Source organism: Candidatus Manganitrophus noduliformans, assembly GCF_012184425.1.
Classification (GTDB): Bacteria; Nitrospirota; Nitrospiria; order SBBL01; family Manganitrophaceae; genus Manganitrophus; species Manganitrophus noduliformans.
Genome location: NZ_VTOW01000001.1, coordinates 1,508,644 through 1,526,758, shown reverse-complemented (window position 1 = coordinate 1,526,758; position 18,115 = coordinate 1,508,644). Strand labels below are relative to the sequence as shown.

General features: G+C 51.7%; 16 protein-coding genes. 3 read left to right on the top strand and 13 right to left on the bottom strand.

Annotated features, from left to right (window positions below):
- Positions 1-296: 296 nt before the first annotated feature.
- Positions 297-1,190, bottom strand: coding sequence for an NAD(P)-dependent oxidoreductase (locus tag MNODULE_RS07535; RefSeq protein ID WP_168058816.1), 894 nt, complete (start codon positions 1,188-1,190; stop codon positions 297-299).
- Positions 1,191-1,276: 86 nt separating this feature from the next.
- Entirely contained in the window at positions 1,277-3,424 is a 2,148-nt protein-coding gene (locus tag MNODULE_RS07530; RefSeq protein WP_168058815.1) for a carbohydrate binding family 9 domain-containing protein, read from the bottom strand.
- 185 nt (positions 3,425-3,609) lie between these two features.
- Here MNODULE_RS07530 and MNODULE_RS07525 point away from each other — a divergent pair, with 185 nt between their 5' ends.
- A complete protein-coding gene (locus MNODULE_RS07525) occupies positions 3,610-5,433 on the top strand; it encodes a patatin-like phospholipase family protein (protein ID WP_168058814.1) in 1,824 nt (607 codons plus the stop codon).
- Positions 5,434-5,483: 50 nt separating this feature from the next.
- On the opposite strand, the gene MNODULE_RS07520 is transcribed toward MNODULE_RS07525, so the two are convergent.
- A complete protein-coding gene (locus MNODULE_RS07520) occupies positions 5,484-5,909 on the bottom strand; it encodes an OsmC family protein (protein WP_168058813.1) in 426 nt (141 codons plus the stop codon).
- Positions 5,910-6,257: 348 nt separating this feature from the next.
- Here MNODULE_RS07520 and MNODULE_RS07515 point away from each other — a divergent pair, with 348 nt between their 5' ends.
- The gene (locus MNODULE_RS07515) at positions 6,258-7,727 is read left to right on the top strand and encodes a tetratricopeptide repeat protein (protein ID WP_168058812.1); all 1,470 of its coding nucleotides are present in this window, start codon (positions 6,258-6,260) and stop codon (positions 7,725-7,727) included.
- Positions 7,724-8,896, top strand: coding sequence for a tetratricopeptide repeat protein (locus tag MNODULE_RS07510; RefSeq protein ID WP_168058811.1), 1,173 nt, complete (start codon positions 7,724-7,726; stop codon positions 8,894-8,896). Before MNODULE_RS07515 ends, MNODULE_RS07510 begins: the two co-directional genes overlap by 4 nt.
- An 85-nt stretch (positions 8,897-8,981) precedes the next feature.
- Here the strand turns inward: MNODULE_RS07510 and MNODULE_RS07505 are convergent, their stop codons facing one another.
- The 10 genes from MNODULE_RS07505 to MNODULE_RS07460 all read right to left on the bottom strand — a co-directional run bounded on the left by MNODULE_RS07505 (position 8,982) and on the right by MNODULE_RS07460 (position 17,950).
- The gene (locus MNODULE_RS07505) at positions 8,982-9,371 is read right to left on the bottom strand and encodes a hypothetical protein (RefSeq protein ID WP_168058810.1); all 390 of its coding nucleotides are present in this window, start codon (positions 9,369-9,371) and stop codon (positions 8,982-8,984) included.
- A gap of 500 nt (positions 9,372-9,871) precedes the next feature.
- Positions 9,872-10,297: a hypothetical protein gene (locus MNODULE_RS07500; RefSeq protein WP_168058809.1), complete on the bottom strand. Its 426-nt coding sequence runs from the start codon at positions 10,295-10,297 to the stop codon at positions 9,872-9,874.
- 77 nt (positions 10,298-10,374) lie between these two features.
- Positions 10,375-10,836, bottom strand: coding sequence for a hypothetical protein (locus tag MNODULE_RS07495; RefSeq protein ID WP_168058808.1), 462 nt, complete (start codon positions 10,834-10,836; stop codon positions 10,375-10,377).
- 153 nt (positions 10,837-10,989) lie between these two features.
- Positions 10,990-11,460 carry a hypothetical protein gene (locus MNODULE_RS07490; protein WP_168058807.1) on the bottom strand — a complete coding sequence of 157 codons (471 nt, stop codon included), beginning with the start codon at positions 11,458-11,460 and terminating at the stop codon, positions 10,990-10,992.
- A 143-nt stretch (positions 11,461-11,603) separates the two neighbouring features.
- On the bottom strand, positions 11,604-12,533 hold the full coding sequence (locus MNODULE_RS07485) for a hypothetical protein (protein ID WP_168058806.1): 930 nt from the start codon (positions 12,531-12,533) through the stop codon (positions 11,604-11,606).
- Positions 12,534-12,695: 162 nt separating this feature from the next.
- Positions 12,696-13,439, bottom strand: coding sequence for a hypothetical protein (locus MNODULE_RS07480; RefSeq protein WP_168058805.1), 744 nt, complete (start codon positions 13,437-13,439; stop codon positions 12,696-12,698).
- Between the two features lie 240 nt (positions 13,440-13,679).
- Positions 13,680-14,042, bottom strand: a complete 363-nt coding sequence (locus MNODULE_RS07475) for a hypothetical protein (RefSeq protein ID WP_168058804.1) — start codon at positions 14,040-14,042, stop codon at positions 13,680-13,682.
- 692 nt (positions 14,043-14,734) lie between these two features.
- Positions 14,735-14,998: a hypothetical protein gene (locus tag MNODULE_RS07470; protein WP_168058803.1), complete on the bottom strand. Its 264-nt coding sequence runs from the start codon at positions 14,996-14,998 to the stop codon at positions 14,735-14,737.
- A gap of 372 nt (positions 14,999-15,370) precedes the next feature.
- The gene (locus MNODULE_RS07465; RefSeq protein WP_168058802.1) at positions 15,371-16,306 is read right to left on the bottom strand and encodes a CPBP family intramembrane glutamic endopeptidase; all 936 of its coding nucleotides are present in this window, start codon (positions 16,304-16,306) and stop codon (positions 15,371-15,373) included.
- Between the two features lie 570 nt (positions 16,307-16,876).
- Positions 16,877-17,950 carry an Mrp/NBP35 family ATP-binding protein gene (locus MNODULE_RS07460; RefSeq protein ID WP_168058801.1) on the bottom strand — a complete coding sequence of 358 codons (1,074 nt, stop codon included), beginning with the start codon at positions 17,948-17,950 and terminating at the stop codon, positions 16,877-16,879.
- Positions 17,951-18,115: the final 165 nt, after the last annotated feature.

The window sequence follows — 18,115 nt, the reverse complement described above, 5'->3', positions numbered from 1 at the left end:
CTACTGTCTTACATAACTCATCACGCATAAATGCTTGATCGCTCTTCCACCCTTCCGGATCGCCGTATCCCTCTCGACTGAAAGAGTCAACTGAATCACACGCCAGTCTCAAGTATGCCATATTTTTTTAGAATTATTCATACAAGCTATTGTTTTTGCTTTAAAATGAATAAATATCACTAGTAACAACAATCGTTCGTACGGAAACATACATAATTGGGGGCAATTATTATTAAAGAAAAGATCCAGCTAAAAGCGGAGGAGGAAACCGAAAGATTCTGTTTGCCGGGACAAGATCAACCTCGCCCCGGAAAGGTCAGCTCCGCCACCGCCGATTTGTCCAACTCCCCTTTTCCAATGTCGATGAGGCGGCGGTACTGCGCATAGGTCGCCTTGGCCAGCGGGAGGTCGATGCCTTGCGCTTCCGCAAGCGTCAGCGCGATCCCCGAATCTTTCGCCGCGTGCGCGGCGGAAAAATAACAGTCATGTTCCCGGTTCTGCATGTCGGTGCCGTCGGTCTCCAACACCCGGGAGGCGGCGCCGGTCTGCGAGAAGACCTCCCGCAGCAGGGTCAGATCGAGCCCCAGCGCCGCGCCGAGCCCCAACCCCTCGGCCAGGGCGGCGGTGTTGATGTTCATCACCATGTTGACCAGCGCTTTGACCTTGGCCGCCTCTCCCGCCTTCCCGATGTAGCGGATCGACCGGCCGAGATCTTCGAGCAGCGGCTTCGCCCGATCGAAAACCGCCCGCTCCCCCCCGCACATCAGATAAAGGGTCCCCTCCCGCGCCTGGGGAATGCTGCTCGCCATGCAGGCCTCCAGCGTCTGCGCCCCCTGCTTTTTGGCGCGCTCTTCGATCTCAACATGGACCTCCGGGGAGAGGGTGGCGCAATTGATGAAAAGGCGGCCGTCGCCGAATGGAAGAAGGCCGGCCGGGTCCGACTCCGAAAAAAGGACGCGCATCGCCGCATCGTCGGTCACAACGGTCATGACCGTATTCGACCCCTTCGCCACCTCCGCCGGGGTCGAAGCCGGTGAACACCCCAGCTCCTTCGCCAGGGAGGCCGACCTCGCCCGATCGATGTCGTAGACGGCGGTCAGCCGGTATCCTTTGTCCTTCAACCGGCGCGCCATATTGGCCCCCATCCGGCCCACGCCGACGAAACCGATTTGAAATGCAGATGTCGTCATCTTCGATCCTCCTAAAGAATTCGGATAGAGGAGAGATTAACCTGTCACTACATTCCAATGCAATCGGAGAATAACTTCTGTTTATGTTAAAGCGGCTGCCAGAGCCAGGTGAGCTTCGTCAGCACCAGCAACGCATTCTCATCCCCCTGGTGCGAGGGATTGACGATCAGATAAAGCCGGCTCCCCTCCCGGTATTCCCAGGAGAAGCGGACGTTCGCGGCGAGCAGACGCGCCTCCCTGTCCCACTGGACCAGCCCTTGAAGCAGCATCCAGTTCGTCAGAGACCAGGAAAAATCGCCGTTGATGATCTGGGTGGTGAACTCCCCCTGGGGCAGATCGACCCAGTTGATCTGCCATCCGGCCCCGAGCTTCAACCCGGCGCCGGGGGCGGCGGTCAGGTCGAGGAGAAGGGAGGTCCGGCTTCCATCGTAAAACCCGCCCCAGAGCAGGCTGACAATTCCGGAGACGGGCCGGCGCACGTCTGTGTTGAAGTAAATATTGGTGTGGGTGTAGTGATAGGTCCCCGCCGGGATGACGATGCCGGGGCGGATCTCGAAATCTTCCGGCAGCCGCTCCCGCTGCGGATCGACGCTGATCAGGAGGAAATCGCCCGACCAGAAGTCGGCCTGCACCCGATTGTAGTTGCTCTTGTAGAGGAAGTCGCCGTCGGTCTCCATCTGATAGGTCATCTCCGTCTTCAGGCCGATCTCACGGATCGGGCCGGAGGCGGGGCGCGGGCGGATATCGACGTAACCGAAGCTCTCGTCGAGGTCGGTCTGCTGGACGAACCCGAGCGCCGGATCAAACGCCTCATCGACGCGGAGGTGGCTGACATTGATCCGCCAGAAGGGATCGCGCCAGATGAAATTCTGGTAGTGCACCTGGCCCGGCGCCTCTCGATCGGCCCCGCCGGAGCGGGCCCAGAAGCCGTCGAGGCTCAGCCGTTCGTTCGGAGCGAGGGTCGTATCGAAGCCGAGCGTTTGGCTCCCCGAGTGGGTTCGCTCGGCCCGGTCGGTCGCAATCAGCCCGACGTTCGATCGCACGCCGAGATCGCGCGAGAACCGGACCACGCCGAACCGCTCGGCCGGAAGACCGACCGCCTCGTCGGCCTCCGTTTGCATATAAAGCGACCCGATCCCATACGGCCCGACCTTCCCGGTCAGCTTCCCGCCGCCGAGGATCGGGACGATTTGACCCCGCGCTAACCCGATCCGCCGGCTGAAGAACGGCTGGACGCGGCCCGAGAGGCCGAAGTCGTAGAAGTTTTTCCCTTCCAAGAAAAACTCCCGCTTCTCCGGAAAGAAGAGAGGGAAACGGGTGAGGTTGGTCTGGAAGAGGTCGGCCTCCGTTTCGGCGAAGTCGGTCCGGTAGGTCAAATCGAGGGTGAGGTTGGTCCGAAACTTATAGCGGAAATCGCCGCCGGCGTCGGTGTCGATGTGCCGATCGTCGTTTAACTCGGTCCGGTTGATCTCGTACGATCCCCGCCCGTACGGCTTGATCCAGAGGCGGCGCTCCTGATGAAACGCCTCAATCCCGGTGAGGTGTCCCGCGAGGGCGATTTCGAAGTCGGGATGCTCGCGGCTCACCCGGCTCCAGAAGGAGGTTTCTTTCAGATGGGGAACGCGCCGTCGGAATTGAAGCCCCCAGATCTGGGAGGCGCCCGATTCGAAGCGGATCGTCGAGAAGGGAATCCGGAATTCGACCGACCAGCCGGTCTCGGTCCGCCGCGCCGCCGCCTCCCAGAGGCCGTCCCAATCCCGATCGATCCGCTCCCCCTGCTGGCTGACGAGGGCGTCCGAGAGGGCCGAGAGAGGATTCGTCTCGAAGAGAAACGCGGTCTGGTGGTCGTGATAGGGATCGATCAGGACGGAGAAGGCGTCGCTCCGGTCGAAGAGGGCGTCGCGCCGCCGCTCATCGGCATAGACCAGGAGAGGATCGGGATCGTGGAGGTCGGCCCCGATGTAGAGGTTGTTCTGATCGTAGGCGACCCGGACGAACGACTCTGCAGTGGCCGGAAGACCGTCGACCGGCTCCGATGCGATGAACCCGGTCGCCTCCTCCGCCGACCGCCAGACCGGCTCGTCGAGCGCGCCGTCGACCGTGATCGTCTCTTCCCTCAATGGGATGGCGGTCAAAGCGATTTTGGGAAGCTCCTGTCCCGCGGCGGCCCTTGCGATCAGGAGCGCCAGGATCAGGAAGAAGAGCCGATAAAATCGATGTGGTCTTTGCGGCATGCAGCTCCAAACCGGCCGATCGAAATCAATCACGCTTTTAAAAGATATGCGGAGGAAGGATCGTTGTCAAACCAAATCCTCTTTTGTAAAAAAAGATCTGGAGCAAATGGAGCGATTTGTGATACATCATCGGTGCGGGAAATGGATTCTCCTTAAGAAGATCGGGAGCGGAGGGAGGTGCGGTGATGGAAAAGAAAGAAGAGAAAGATACCCCGAAGGGGGAGAGCACGCAGAGGCAGGATCGGCTGGGACTCGCCTTATCGGGAGGGGGCTTTCGCGCCTCCTTCTTTCACATCGGGGTGCTCGCACAGATGGCGCGGCTCGGCCTGCTCCGGCATGTGGAGGTGATCTCGACCGTATCGGGCGGCTCGATCGTCGGGGCCCTCTACTACCTTCACGTGAAGCGGCTCCTTGAAGCGAAATCCGACGAAGAGGTGACCGACCAGGACTATGCCGCCATCATCGAACGGATCGAGCAGGACTTCCTGCGCGGCGTTCAGAAAAATCTCCGGATGCGGACCTTTCTCAACCCCTTCAAGACGCTCCGGATGGCCCTTGCGAACTACTCCCGGAGCGACCGGATCGGCGAGCTCTATGACGAGCACTTCTACCGCCCCGTATTCGATCCGAACCGCACCCGGCCAATCGAGATGCGGGAGTTAAAAATTCAGCCGAAGGAGGGGAAGCCCGACTTCAACCCCCTGGACGACAACGGCGGCCGCCGGGCGAAGGTGCCGATTCTCCTTCTCAATGCGACCTCGCTGAACACCGGCCACAACTGGCGGTTCGAGGCGATCCGGATGGGAGAGCCGCCGCGGGAAGGGATCATCGCCCGGGAGATCGACAAGAACCTCCGGCTGCGCCGCCCCCCCTCCTACGACGCGATCACCGAAAAGCAGCAAAACATCGAGCTTGGCCTGGCGGTCGCCGCCTCGGCCTGCGTTCCGGGACTCTTTCCACCCCTCGCCGTCAGCGGCCTCTACCCGGACGACATTCGGGTTCAGCTCGTCGACGGCGGGGTGCACGACAATCAAGGGGTCGGGGGGCTGCTCGATATGGGTTGCACCCGGTTCGTCGTGAGCGACTCCTCGGGACAGATGCGCGATGAGGACCAGCCGACGACGTCGATCCCCGGGGTGCTCGGCCGGGCGAACAGCATCTTGATGGACCGGGTCCGGGAGGAAGAGCTCTTCCGCCTGATCCAGCACAAAGATGCGCCGGTCGCCTTCATGCACCTCTTGAGGGGACTCTCGGGGCGGGCGGTGTCATGGATCGGCCCCGACGGGAAACCGGCCGAGGCCGACAAAAAAGAGCGGCAGCCCGAGCTCTCCTCGGAAAGCTTCGGCGTCGCCTGCGAGGTGCAGGATCTTCTCTCCCGAATCCGGACCGACCTCGACTCGTTCAGCGACGTGGAGGCTTACGCGCTGATGTACGACGGTTATAAGATGAGCGAGCAGGAGATTCCGAAATGCAAGGCCTTTAAGGAGCTTCTCTCCGGGCCGGCCCCGATCGCTCCTCCCCTCTGCCGTTTCTTAGAGATCGCGCCGCTGATGGCCAAGCCGACGCCGGCCTTTCTCCAACAGATCAAGGTCGGAGGGGAGCGGGTGCTGAAAATATTCAGGCTGAGCAAACCGGCCGCCGCCGTCACGGGGATTGCTCTGGTCGGCCTTCTCTTCTGGCTCTGGAAGGTGTTGGGGCCGACCATTCTGGCGCAGCTCGCCCGGCAGGTGACCATTGGAGGCCTCCTTCTCTCGGGCGCCATTTTGGCCATCGGATTCATCCCGATCGTGAGCCGGGTGTTTCATGTCTTCCGATTTCTTCGAGGTCCGGCGAGCTTTATCGTTCGCTTCGTGGTGAGAGCGCTCATTCCGGCGCTCGCCTCCATTCCGATCGCGATTCACCTTTTTATTTTCGATCGGCTCTTTCTCAAACAGGGAACGCTGGAACGGCTGGGGCTTTCTTCGAAAGCAGGGGCCGGGGGTCAGGGGCCGGGGATCAGGAAAAACTAGGGGGAAAAAGGGGCGGGCGCCCGGACGGGCGCCCGCCGATCAAAACAAAATTAGAGAAGTTTCGCGTTCAAGGTGATTTCGGTCCCGGCGAGCGCCTGGGAGACCGGGCAGCCCTTTTTGGTCGCCTCGGCGATTTCATCGAACTTCGCCTTGTCGATTCCGGGAACCTCCGCCTCGGAATTCAATTCCATCCGGGTGATCTTGAATCCCTCGCCGACCTTTTCCAGATGGGCCTTGGCGACGGTCTTCACCCGCGTCGGGTTAAAGCCGTTCTTGCCCAAACCGGCGGAGAGCGCCATGGAGAAGCAGCCGGCGTGGGCCGCGGCGATCAGCTCCTCCGGGTTGGTCCCGCCCCCCGACTCGAAGCGCGAGGCAAAAGAGAACGGCCCCTCGTAAGCGCCGGCGCCGACCTTCATTTTTCCCTTTCCTTCTTTCAAATTTCCTTCCCAGGATGCTTCAGAAGTGCGTACCGCCATAATCAGTTCCTCCTTTAATGTGGGTTTGTGGTGCGTTTCGAAAAATCCCGCCTTACGGGTTGGTAGAAATGGATCATCGGGATGATCTGTTCGAAGAATTCCGGCGATTCGAACAACAGGAATACTATGTTACGTCGCTCTATCGCATGTCAAGACTTAAATGCAGCACCTGGATTCCCCCCTTCCGCCCGGAGGGTGCGGTGATGGAGCCCACGGGACCCGGGAGGAGCATCCGGCAAGATTGTCCTCAATGAATCACCTGGAAATAGGATGCCCTCCGGATTTGACAGAACGGACTTTCCTGATACCTTTTCGGTCATGGGGAAAATTCCTTTCTTTCCGAAAAACATGAGCGTTCAATCGCAGGTCATTACAGCCCTCTGCTTCGTTGTGATTTGGAGCATGATCTACGGCCATTTCTCACAGATGGACGGGCGTTTTTTTCATTCCTCTCTCTCAGGAACAAAAGGGTTGGTTCTCTACGAGATCGGCCATTATCGTGCGGCCGCGGAAACATATCGATCCCTCCTTCGAGAAATTTATGCGGAAGAAGAGACGTCCGACCCGGCCTGGGATGCGCTCATGCGCGGTGATCTCGAAACGGCCGAATCGCTCTCCCGTGACGCGCTGGAAAAAGATCCGTCGAATATCCACCCGCTTTTAAATCTGGGTGAGATCGCCCTCGAACGAGGCGCCCTCGACGGAGCGCTCCGACATTTCGATCAGCTCCTTCGCAGGGAGAGCGACCAATTCGACGCCCTTCTCCTCTCCGCCGTCGCTCGAGCGAAGGGAGGCGCCTATCCGGAGGCGATCGACCTCCTCAACCGTGCCTTGCGAACCCCGAACACCGAAGATCGCATTACCTCGTTTCTTTGGGCATTGAAGACGACTGGAGAGTTGACCGAGCTTCCGAGATGGGAGCGCCCCCTCGGTCTCATCGCGCATCTTTATCGCTACTTGCGCATTTATGATTCGTCGAATGAAAGAAAGGCGATCTCCTATGCAAAGTGGGCGATTGATGTGGGGGACCGTCCCGACGATGCCTACCTGACACTGGGGGTGATTGCATTCAAGAACAGAAAAAACGAAGAGGCGCTCGCCTCCTTCCTCAAAGCGATCGAGACCAACCCCTACAATGCCGAAGCACACCGACGCGCAGCCCAGGTCTACTCCGACCGAGGCGATCTCGCCAACGAATACCGGATGACACGCGAAGCGTACCTCAAAGCGCCTAAAGATGAATTTTACGCCGATGCGTTGAGTTCCTTTCTCACGGAAAAGATCGGTGACTACCATCAAGCCCTCCTACTCGCCGAGCACTTCCTCAGAGGACAACCGGACAATGTCACCCTGCTCGATCGGGCGGGATATCTCTCCGGAATGATCGGAAACCGGGAACAAGCGCTGGAATACTTTCGACGAGGACAGCAACTGGAGCCGGACAACCCCCGCTTCTACGAGGCGATTGGATTTACTTTGAACGAATTGGGGAGAACCGAAGAGGCCACCGAGGCCTATCAAACCGCATTGTCGATCGACCCCCGACGGCCGAAAGCTTATATCGGTCTGGCCACCTTATATCAGAAGGAACAGCGGTATCCGGAGGCGATTGTAGCTTACGAAACGGCGTTCCAGCTCGGATATGACCGCTCCAAAATGCTGACGAATCTCTGCACCCTTTATCATCGGATGTCGAACTTCGCAGAGGCCGTCTCCTGCCTCAATGCCGTTCTTTCCGAAGATCCGCGCAACGCCTTGGCGGAACATCTTCTCTCATACGCCATGGCCAATCTTCCCGCCGGGAGGTCGACGGAATGATTCTATTGTGGCTCCGCGCGATTTGGGGAAAGATCTGGGGGAAGGTTTGGTGGAGATTCTGGGGACGACTTTGGAACCGGGTGACCTTGAAGCATGCCCTTTTGGTTTTCGTTTGCTATTGGGCCCTCATCGTCCAGATGTCCTATCGTGTCCCGAGCCGTCTTCTCTTTCTTCTCATCCCCTGGATCGGGACCGCCATCGGTCTCCTCAGCCTCTTTTTTTTCTTAAAACATCTCTTCTCCAACAGCCATACCCATTCTCCGTTTTATTCCACCCTTCGCGTAATCGAACAGGGAACCGCCTTGATGCTTCGGGTCTTCATCTATTACAGCCTCCTCCTTTACCTGAACGCGAAGCTCGATACATCACCACGGATCGATCAGGTCGCGGAGATTGAAACCATTACTTTAGGAGAGATCCAACTCGATATCCCGATTCCGCTTCGATGGGCAAACCTGAAATCGGCTAGCAATTCCGAATCGGTCACCCGTCTTTTACTCAGGTGGGACGAAGCAAAAAAATTATGGGGAGGAGAGTCCGTTGTCGTGCAGAGCCGCCGCGGTTTTTTGCGTATCCCGTGGATCGTAAAAATTGAGCGGAACGAAGAAAAATACAGCCGTGAAGCCCTCGCGCTTTCTCCTACGGCGACGGCAGCCTGGAGGAAACTGATCAATTTCTATCTCGATCATGAACGCTGGAAGGAGGCGAGCGCTGCCGCGCAGGAATACATTAAAATTTATCCAGCCGATGATGCCTATGCATTAAGCGTCGCAGGCGCCTTGAACGTCAGCGGCCACTATGCGGATGGAATCGCCATTCTTAATCCGATTGTGGAAAATCGTCCGACTTACGAAGCTTATCAGTTGCTCGGATGGGCCCTCAGCTTTAACGGACAGAGGCCCCGCGCAGCGGAAGTCCTAGAAGCCTCCATTCCGCTCCGTCCCGAAGACTGGGAAGCTTATTACCACCTGGGATACGTCTATAACGATATGGGAAAGGTGCCTGAGGCGATCGTCAATTTCGAGAAGGTGCTGGAGCGCCGGCCTCACTTTCCGGAGGTGAAGAAGCAGCTGGCCGATCTTCGCCACCTTGCCGAGCTGCAACGGAAAATCGCTGCAAAACGGGCCGCCGCTTCCTCGCCCTCGGAACAACCGGCCGCCGCTCCTTAAAAACAAAAAGCGGGAGGAAACCTCCCGCTTTTTGTAAAAAAGGGGGTCGCTCAACTTGACCCCTTCTCTATACTAATGACCCCGACTAACGAAGATGGTTGATAAACCTGCCCCAAGCTTCAGCAGGGAGATCCTTTGGTCTTTTGACTGTGTGAATATACTTTTGGCAGGCTTCGACAAGAGAGGGTAAGTCACTCTCTCGGTCATAGGCTTTCGTTTCATCCATTGCCTTTAAGAATTCTCTAATAGCAACTTCAAAATCACCCGCATGGCTGGGTTGAATCTCAGCCAAACTAATTTTCACTCGTTTCCGATCTGTTTCTAGTTTAAGAAGCCTCCCTTTGGCATCATATGCTTTGTAACTTCCTTTCTTAACGTCAATCGGCTCAAGTTGTAATTCGGTATCCTCCACCGACTTAAAAATTCCAATATCAAGATCTTCAACAACGAAAATTGGAGACATTGGCTTATCCATCTAGAAACCCCTGTGCCATTTAATACCCTCCTGGAACGGTCTTTCCATCAGGCACTGCTCACCGCTGAATAACCCGACACTCCAAAGGCTGCTGCAATTTCCCCCTGCCTCATCCCTGCCAGTCTCCGGCACAGTAGATTGCAATTGCCCGCGCCTCATTCCGCTCGCCCCGCCGACTCCGCTTTATCTCTGCTTCGCTCTTCCCATACACGCGCATCACGGCCTGAAGACACGCTTTAGCCTCGGTTCATCAGGTGGTAGTAGGCGCCGGGGAACTCTATGGGCAGGGGTCGGGACATACGAATCGTTTTATCCTCTCTTCGACTTCATGATGACTAAAAGTTGAGCCAAGGGCAGACTTGACCCCTTCTTGATATCCTCTCTTCACCTTCGTGATGGCTAAAGTTGAGCCATGAGCAGACTTGACCCCCTTCTCTCTCATACTCTCATCTTCTCTTCGCCTAAAGGCGAGGGGGTTTCTATCATCCCCGAATGAGACACTAACAATTTTTGCACTCAACTGTGGGATTAATCGATTTAATAGTAGAAATAAAATCGTAGAAACCATCCATCTTATTAATCAACTGTATTGCCCCTCTAGAATAGCGAAGCCTTATAAAACCATAGCTCAAATAAACTCCTTTGATGCTTTTAATCTCATGTGGAGAAATAACCGTTCGCTTAAGGAAACTTCGGAATTCTATAGAATTATGATCATAAATTTTAATTTCATAGGGTATCTTTAAATATCCCCACCATACCCACAATAACGCAAGCAGACCAAAAACCGTAAATCCCCTCTCCGTTAGACCTGATGAAGATCTAGTCAGTTCAGAAATGGCAACAAATATCCAGAAAAGCGTTGCCAAACCTAAAACGGAAAAATTAAAAACCAAAATTATTTTTGATAATTTATAAATTTTCATAAATAAGATTACGGCAAATGATCATGACGTATCTGAAAAAAGGGGACAAGCTGACCCAACTCGGCTTCACTAAAGGGCTAAATATATGGCTCATACTCAATGAATTGTTTCTTCCCTATTCCCAGAATCCCTCTCCAAGAATTAGACCCACGATCCGACCACCGACCAGACGAAAGCTCTAATTCCCCATTTGACCGGACACATTTATTTTTTGATATCCATACTTGTTCTTTAATTCGTCCACTTGCGACTGACTTACATATGTCGATTACTTTATCAACAGATATTGGAATCTCATTAAACTGCATTCCCATTCCCATAGCCACGTCAAATGTCCCATAGTTTCCAATCCTAAATTCCAGAGGGCTTGCCTTGCTCTTAAAAGGCTTAATCTTCACTACGGATTCGTATTCTCCATGCTCTTCCTTAACATCGACGACACCTAGGGGTAAACTTGATAACCAATCGTGTATTGCGTTTAAAACAATTTCTTTGTTTTCTTTACTAACATCCATAAATTCTTCTCTCTCCGGGACCATTTACCACAAAGGTCCTCTTGGGCCAGGGATTCGAGTACGATGCCAATGTCCTGAAGTTCCTGGAATCCACAGCTCCCTCAATTCAAAAAATCAAAAGTAAAGATACGACCCCCCTTATCTGCACTTTCCCTTCTACTTCTGCACTCCTTCCCTTTAATGATCTGAAACCACTTCAAATGTAGCTGTATTAGATTTCACCTCCCCTATCCAGGCATCTACACCAAACTCTTTACCAGTATGATTGTTCTTATAAGTAGCTGTGATCTTATATGTTCCAGTTTCCTTTGTAGATAGGTAGAGCCACCGGACATCTTCAAACGCCTCGAATGTTTGGCCGCCTTGGACTTTTACAAAGTCTTGTTTATTTAAGTCAGGTCTCCGCGGTTCGAAACGAATCGGTTGAGGAATTGACTTCCCACTTGGGGAAACAGCATCCACATTCAGATCAGAAAGAGAGGGAGAGTAATTGTATCCTCTATTGAGCCACACGGTATACGGCGAGAGATTCTTAAAAAGAATCTTGATGTGAAAGAGTCGATCGCTAGCAAGAAACTTCGGCATTGTGGGTGCAATTTCTAATTCAATTGCTGTTTTTAATTCTTCTGGACTTGGTTTCGGGCTCACTGAACAACCTACCAGACTCCAGACACAGATAAGAATAATAAATAGGTAGTATTGCATTCGAAGATGATTCATTTGACCTATATATAGTTGAGCCGTGAACAGACTTGACCCTCTTCTATTGTTTCAGAACTATTTCAACAGAACTATGGGAATAGTTTCGCATTGCTATATGGGAAACGGATCGACTTGGCTCTAGTCGTATGCCATTCTTCTTTTTTGAACGAATAGCATATATCGAATGATCTGTTGTAAATACCCGCTCGTTCTGGAAAACCTTGCCAGCAAGTCATAATCAACTCATCATCTTTCAGTTGGATATCGTGCCGTAAGCAGGTAATACCTTCTTTCATAATCATTGATCTTAAGGAACTCAGTGTTTTTTGTGTCATGGTAGCAAGAACCGGAGAATAAGAGGGCTTCATCTTCTTGGCCAGTCGTTTTAACTCCTTTTTCGCCACGCGGGTAATGAGTCTCTCAATGATAGCTGCCCCTAATCTTCTGTTGCGCACATACATCCCCGTAAACTCATCGTCATGCGAATGATAGCTAACACTTGCACCCAACCCTGAGGGCACTACTGGTTCCTTTTCATATGAAAACCTGAGGTTGTGAATATTAAGTCTCGTTTTAATTTCAGCTGTCGGCTCAAAATCACAGTCAAACCACTCTAAGTCTCCACCTGATATCTCTCTTCTAAGGCGCTTCTCCATTCGCTGAAATTCTTGAAAGCTTAAAACCACACTGCCTTGTCGCAATGTTTTAAAAGAAATACCTTTTTTTTCGAATACCTGTCGGAGGTTATTGCTGTGATCCTGACCCCCATAGAATTCGCCTTTGTGGATTACGATGAACTTTCCATCTAAATGTTCTTTCAACATATCTATAACATCACGTAGAGGCAAAGGTCTGTGATAAATAAGTGACCACGTAGGATACCTCTTCAAATCCAAAACAAAACCCTTTGAAAAACTACTCAATGTGGCTCTCCTCCATATTAATTTAGTCAAAGGGGTCAAGTCTGCTCTTGGCTCATCTTTGGAGCCTTTGCTGAATGCGCCGATACCGGCTGACAATCTCTCTTCCTCTCCGCCTGTCCCAAGCTGTCGTAGAAGTAGCGCTGCTCGGCGTGGGCGAGGGAAGAAATAAGAAATACGGCTAGAAAGGTTATTGGTGCTTTTAGCATAACGGGTTCCGAATATTACTTTCTATGGCTACACAGACCCATTTCTCGACGGTCACTGCTTTTCCTCTTGCATCGGTGCAGAAGACTCAGGCAAGGGAACTTCAACATTGAATGGGTCACGAATGCCTAGAATCTCGACAACAACATTTCGACTGGCATCATAGTGAAGCTCACCACGTGGACAACGCTGTCCTAGAGGACAGGAAGGATCATCCGGATTAAACTTGTAGCTCAGATGCTGAAGCACTTCAGTTGCTGGTACAGGGATTGATTTGAGCGTTTGAATCTGTTGGCGATTATCAAGGTTCCGTAAAATGAGACGGAATTCCCAGATTGGGTATTTTTCTCGGTCATACGTAGGCTCTATAGCCCCAATAGGAGGGAACATAAAGCCAGGAGATCTTTTTATAGTTTTTTTAGAATAAAGTTGTAATATACCTTTTTCAATACTAACCTCCGCTTCTAAGCGCCCTTCGATATCCCATCCCCCTCCCTCAGATAGACCAAAGAATCCCCAAAGGAAGCCCTCTCTCCCTTCGCGAACAAAGATTGTTTTGTCATTGCTAAGCATATCGGTCGTTGGCTTCAAATATTTTCTGTTGAGATACTCTATTATTCTGTATTCCTCTTTTCGAAGTAGCTCCTCCCAAGTCGCTTCAACCTCTTCCTTTGAAAGAGTCTTTGCCGAGGAGGTTCCAATCATCAGATAAAACCCAAAAATAGAGATAAAAACAATCACCCAAATTCGCATGGGGTTGAATTCGCATGGGGTCGCATCTTTACTTTTTACTTTCAAGCAATTGCTCCACCCGTTTTGCCGCTTCTTCGATCTTCGGTTGCGTCTGCATCCACCGCTTCAAATCCGCTCGGGCGCGACTGACTCGACTGTAACCATAAAACAGACAAGGAATTCGATTTCTGCTCGTTGCCCCTGAAAGTCACATGGTAGAGGGGATTCGAATAATTAATCCTCAATGACCGCGCCATGCTCCCTCAATTCAAAAAGTCAAAAGTAAAGATACGTCCGATCACACGATTAAGTTTTAGCCGACTCTCCCCTTTCTCCTTTTTCAGCTAGCAACTTGAGCAGGGTATTAAAAGCTTCCTCTGCATCTACGATGTGCATTTTAATCTCTTGTAGTGCTCCGCTAACTCCTCCAATATCATAAATACGATCATGTATTTTTTCATAGTCATCCGTCGGAGTTTGAAGCAATGCTGGCAAAATTTCATAGTATATTTCATAAAAGTTTCTAAAACAGTGTGGAATAGATGAGTAAAGTGCGCTATGCTCCAGTTTACTCAACTTCTGAGAAAGCTCCTCGTGCCAAGGAGCCAGAATGGTTTCCTCCCATTCTTTGACTATCCTGTTGAATTCTTTTTCTTTCTCGGTTTCCATCAGTAGCTCCTACTAATCAGCATGAAGTATCTTTTAGATTCTTCCAATGTCAGAGCGAGACGAGGTTAGCATTTTCGTCCACATTGGAGAAACGGTAGATCCAGGTTCATATCAGGAAAATGATGCAAATACCCGTCTAGGGGGTCAAGTCTGCTCTTGGTTCATCTTTGGAGCCGTTGCTGAATGCGCCGATACCGGCTGACAATCTCGCCTCCTCTCCGCCGCCAGCTGTCCCAAGCTGTCGTAGAAGTAGCGCTGCTCAGCGTGGGCGAGGGAAGCCGCAAGAAGTACGATTAGGAAAGTGATTAGCACTTTAGGCATAATGATTTTTGAACTTACTTTCCCCGTGTTTTAATTAGCTCAAATGTCTCGAAGAGCGCTGGATCATCATCCCAAGTGTGGCGCTCCCCATTAGCCTGGCGAAACCAAACAATGTTAGGCTCTTCTATTGAACCTGGCAGTACAGTCCAGACCTCCCCAGAAAGATAACGATTACCCGTAAAATGTCCCCTATGATCTCTTACCCGGATGTCTTTCCTCAACCGAACCTGATCTCCCCCTTTAAGACCACATCGATAGTTCTGAACTGAATAATCAGTTATAAGTCGAATTTCCCTTTTGCTTTTTTTATTCCTTGCCATACCACTCCTTAAAAGACTTGACCCCTTCGACAAATCCCTTCACTTTGTGGATTAGGCATTACCTCGTTCATCTTGCTCGTCTTCTCCATACCAGGTGAACCCTCCTCCCTGGGAAGGATTACGCTCGGAAGGATCAACAACAGAAACGCTTTCAACAATTATCTTTGGGGGATCAGAATGCTTATTCAATACAAGGTCTTGTAGCTCACTCTTAATTAATTCAATGGCTTGCCTTTTAGCATCTTCGAGACTGAATGAGTCGATCCATCTAGTTGTAAAAAAACCTACTTTTTCGACTTCATCATCAAACCTCATGAGATAATTCCGTCCCGCGAGGAAAACCTTATATTGTTTTATTACCATTTCAGCGTACCTCATAAAATTAACAAACTGACTGCATCCGCACGTGCTCGCATCTTTACTTTTTACTTTCAAGCAATTGTTCCATCCGTTTTGCCGCTTCTTCGATCTTCGGTTGCGTCTGCAAATCCGCTCGGGCGCCACTGACTCGACTGTAACCATAAAACAGACAAGGAATTCGATTTCTGCTCGTTGCCCCTGCAAATCACATGGTAGAGGGCGTCCGGATAATTGATCCTCAATGACCGCGCCATTTCCCCTCGCTTAATTCAGTAAGGCAAAAAGTCAAAAGTAAAGATACGCCCCCGCGACTATTGATTCATGTGATTATTTATACGCATACTCATTAAAAGATCTTTCAAAGCATCCATTTTTTTTCATCCGACGATATGCAATTTCAATAATGATGAAAAATATTACTAAGGCAAAAAAGATTTGACCTATTTCCATCCTAAGTTCAGAAATAGATGTTGGAACATCGCCTTTGAAATAAAAAATAACATCAATAAGATTCATGGCAACATGAAATAAAATACTCGGAATCAGTGATTTTGCGTGCTCATATAAATAAACAAGGATCATTCCCAACACAAAGAGACGTATATAGTCTGCACCGTGTATTAGCGCGAATAAAAATGAGGTAAGGAAACTAGCCACAAAGGGGCCGACTTTCTGTCTCATTGGACCATAGAGCAGCCCTCGGAAAAGAATTTCTTCAAAGACTGGCCTAAAAATTACAATAAAAAAGATGGGCAGCCATAATGACCATATGCCCCACTCATTTTTGAAAAATAGAAATTCTACGAAACTCTCTTCGGTAGCCTGATTCAGCAGTAAATCTTGTTGTCCATGTGATTCAAGAAAAAGTAAAAGTAAAAATAGTCCCTGTCCAATTAAAAGATATCCAACGATCCACCTCATACCGAAAACAAGACGAGGACCGAGATGGTTTAAAGTTAGTCCAAAAGCCCTGTAAGGTTGATAAATACCTATCTGAGGGAAAAGGAAAATACTGCTAAAGATAAAAAACTCTAAAAGAATAGAGACGAAGATCACAGTGGATTGCCTCAATAGCAGCCCCAATGCTGACACGAGAAACAACGCTATTAATAAGCCAGTTAAAACCCAGATTCCGGTCCAAATACTCCAACCCTGATGGTCAAAAAGAGTTTCCTGACTAGGGTGTTTACCTTTTTTTAAAGATAAAACCCAGCCAACTCCCCAAAGAGCCGCCAAAAATATCAATAATTCATGCCATTCCATGAAAAATTCCTTGATTACTCTCTACCGCACAAAAATATCCATCCAAAGGGATCCAGTCTGCTCTTGACTCATCTTTGGAGCCGTTGCTGAATGCGCTGATACCGGCTGATAATCTCTCCTCCTTTCCCAATCTCTACAAACTTCCCCACTGCACTGCTCACCGTGGGACAACCCGGTTCAACTCAGAAATCCCATTCAAGGATATCGGCGTAGCCAAAAGGTGTCAAGGAAGGTTGGGTGCTTAGGTGGGGGCTGAAACGAGGAAACAACACACAGCAATAAAAATAAAAAAGGGCAGGCCCGCCGGCCTGCCCTTACGAAACTGTGATCGATCAGATTATTGGCCAAGCATCACTTCCCGCCAGAGCATGGCCGACATTTCTTTGACATTCTTTTTTCTCTTTTCGCGTTCCGTGAAGGGCGGCGGGAAAAACGAGTCCGGCATGAAAAAATTGAGGAAGGGCGGACAAATAAATTCGGGAGGGACCTTGGAGGGGAATATGCGAACATCCAAAAAAAAGCGAGAGGAAGAAAATTCCTCTCGCCTTCGTTTTTAAAGGAAAAATTTCTCTACTGAATAATCGTCAGCTTAATCTCATTCGAATTCCGCACCGAGATCAGCCCCGCCAGTGTCTTTGCAATATTCATGAACGTCTGGGCCTGAGGGGACTTCGGATCGGCCACCACGATCGGCATGCCGGTGTCTCCCCCTTCTCGAATGGCCGGATCGATCGGAACCTCTCCTAAGAAGGACACCCCCAGCTTCTCCGCCGCCGCTTTCCCGCCGCCGCGGCTGAAGATCTCGGTCTTCTCATGGCAATGCGGACATTCGAAGAAGCTCATGTTCTCGACGATGCCGAGAACCGGCACATGAACCTTCTGGAACATCGCCAAGCCCTTTTTGGAATCAAGCAGCGCGACCTCCTGAGGGGTCGTCACGATGACGGCCCCGGTCAGCGGGACCAGCTGCGCGATGGAGAGCTGCGCGTCGCCGGTCCCCGGCGGAAGATCGACCAGGAGATAATCGAGATCCCCCCAAATCACATCCCGGAGGAACTGCATGATGGCGCCGTGGACCATCGGCCCCCGCCAGATCATCGGGGTGTCTTCCGGAACGAAGAAGGCCATCGAGATCAGCTTGACCCCATGGCTTTCCGCCGGGAGGAGCTTCTCCCCCTCCGGCTTCGGAGGAGACTTGATCCCCATCATCAACGGCACGTTCGGGCCGTAGATGTCGGCATCCATCAACCCCACCCGGGCGCCGGTCTGCGCCAGGGCCACCGCCAGATTGACGCTGACGGTCGATTTGCCGACCCCCCCTTTCCCGCTGCTGACGGCGATCGTATTCTTCACCCCCGGGATGAAATTCTCTTTCACCTGGCTTTTTCCGGCGGTCACGTTGGCGGTGTAGTTGACGTCGATCTTGCCGACCTCCGGAACGTGTTGCCGCAACGCCTTCTCGGCGCGGTGGGTGATCTCATCCTTCAGCGGGCAGGCGGGGGTCGTCAGGACGACGGTGAAGGAAACATTGTTTCCATTCACTTGGACCTCTTTGACCATGTTCAAGGTAACGATGTCCTTGAACAACTCCGGCTCAATCACATGACTGAGCGCTTTCATCACTCTCTCTTCGGTAATTGCCATACTTCCTCCCGCAGCCAAAAAAGGCCAAATTTTTCCTCAGTATAACACACGCGGAGACGCGTTTGTCAAAGAGGGAGAATCCGATCCGAAATCGAGGTCCGGAAAGCTGGAGCGTGATTTGCCATCGACCTTCAGCGTCCCTGATGACCCACTCATTGGCCAATC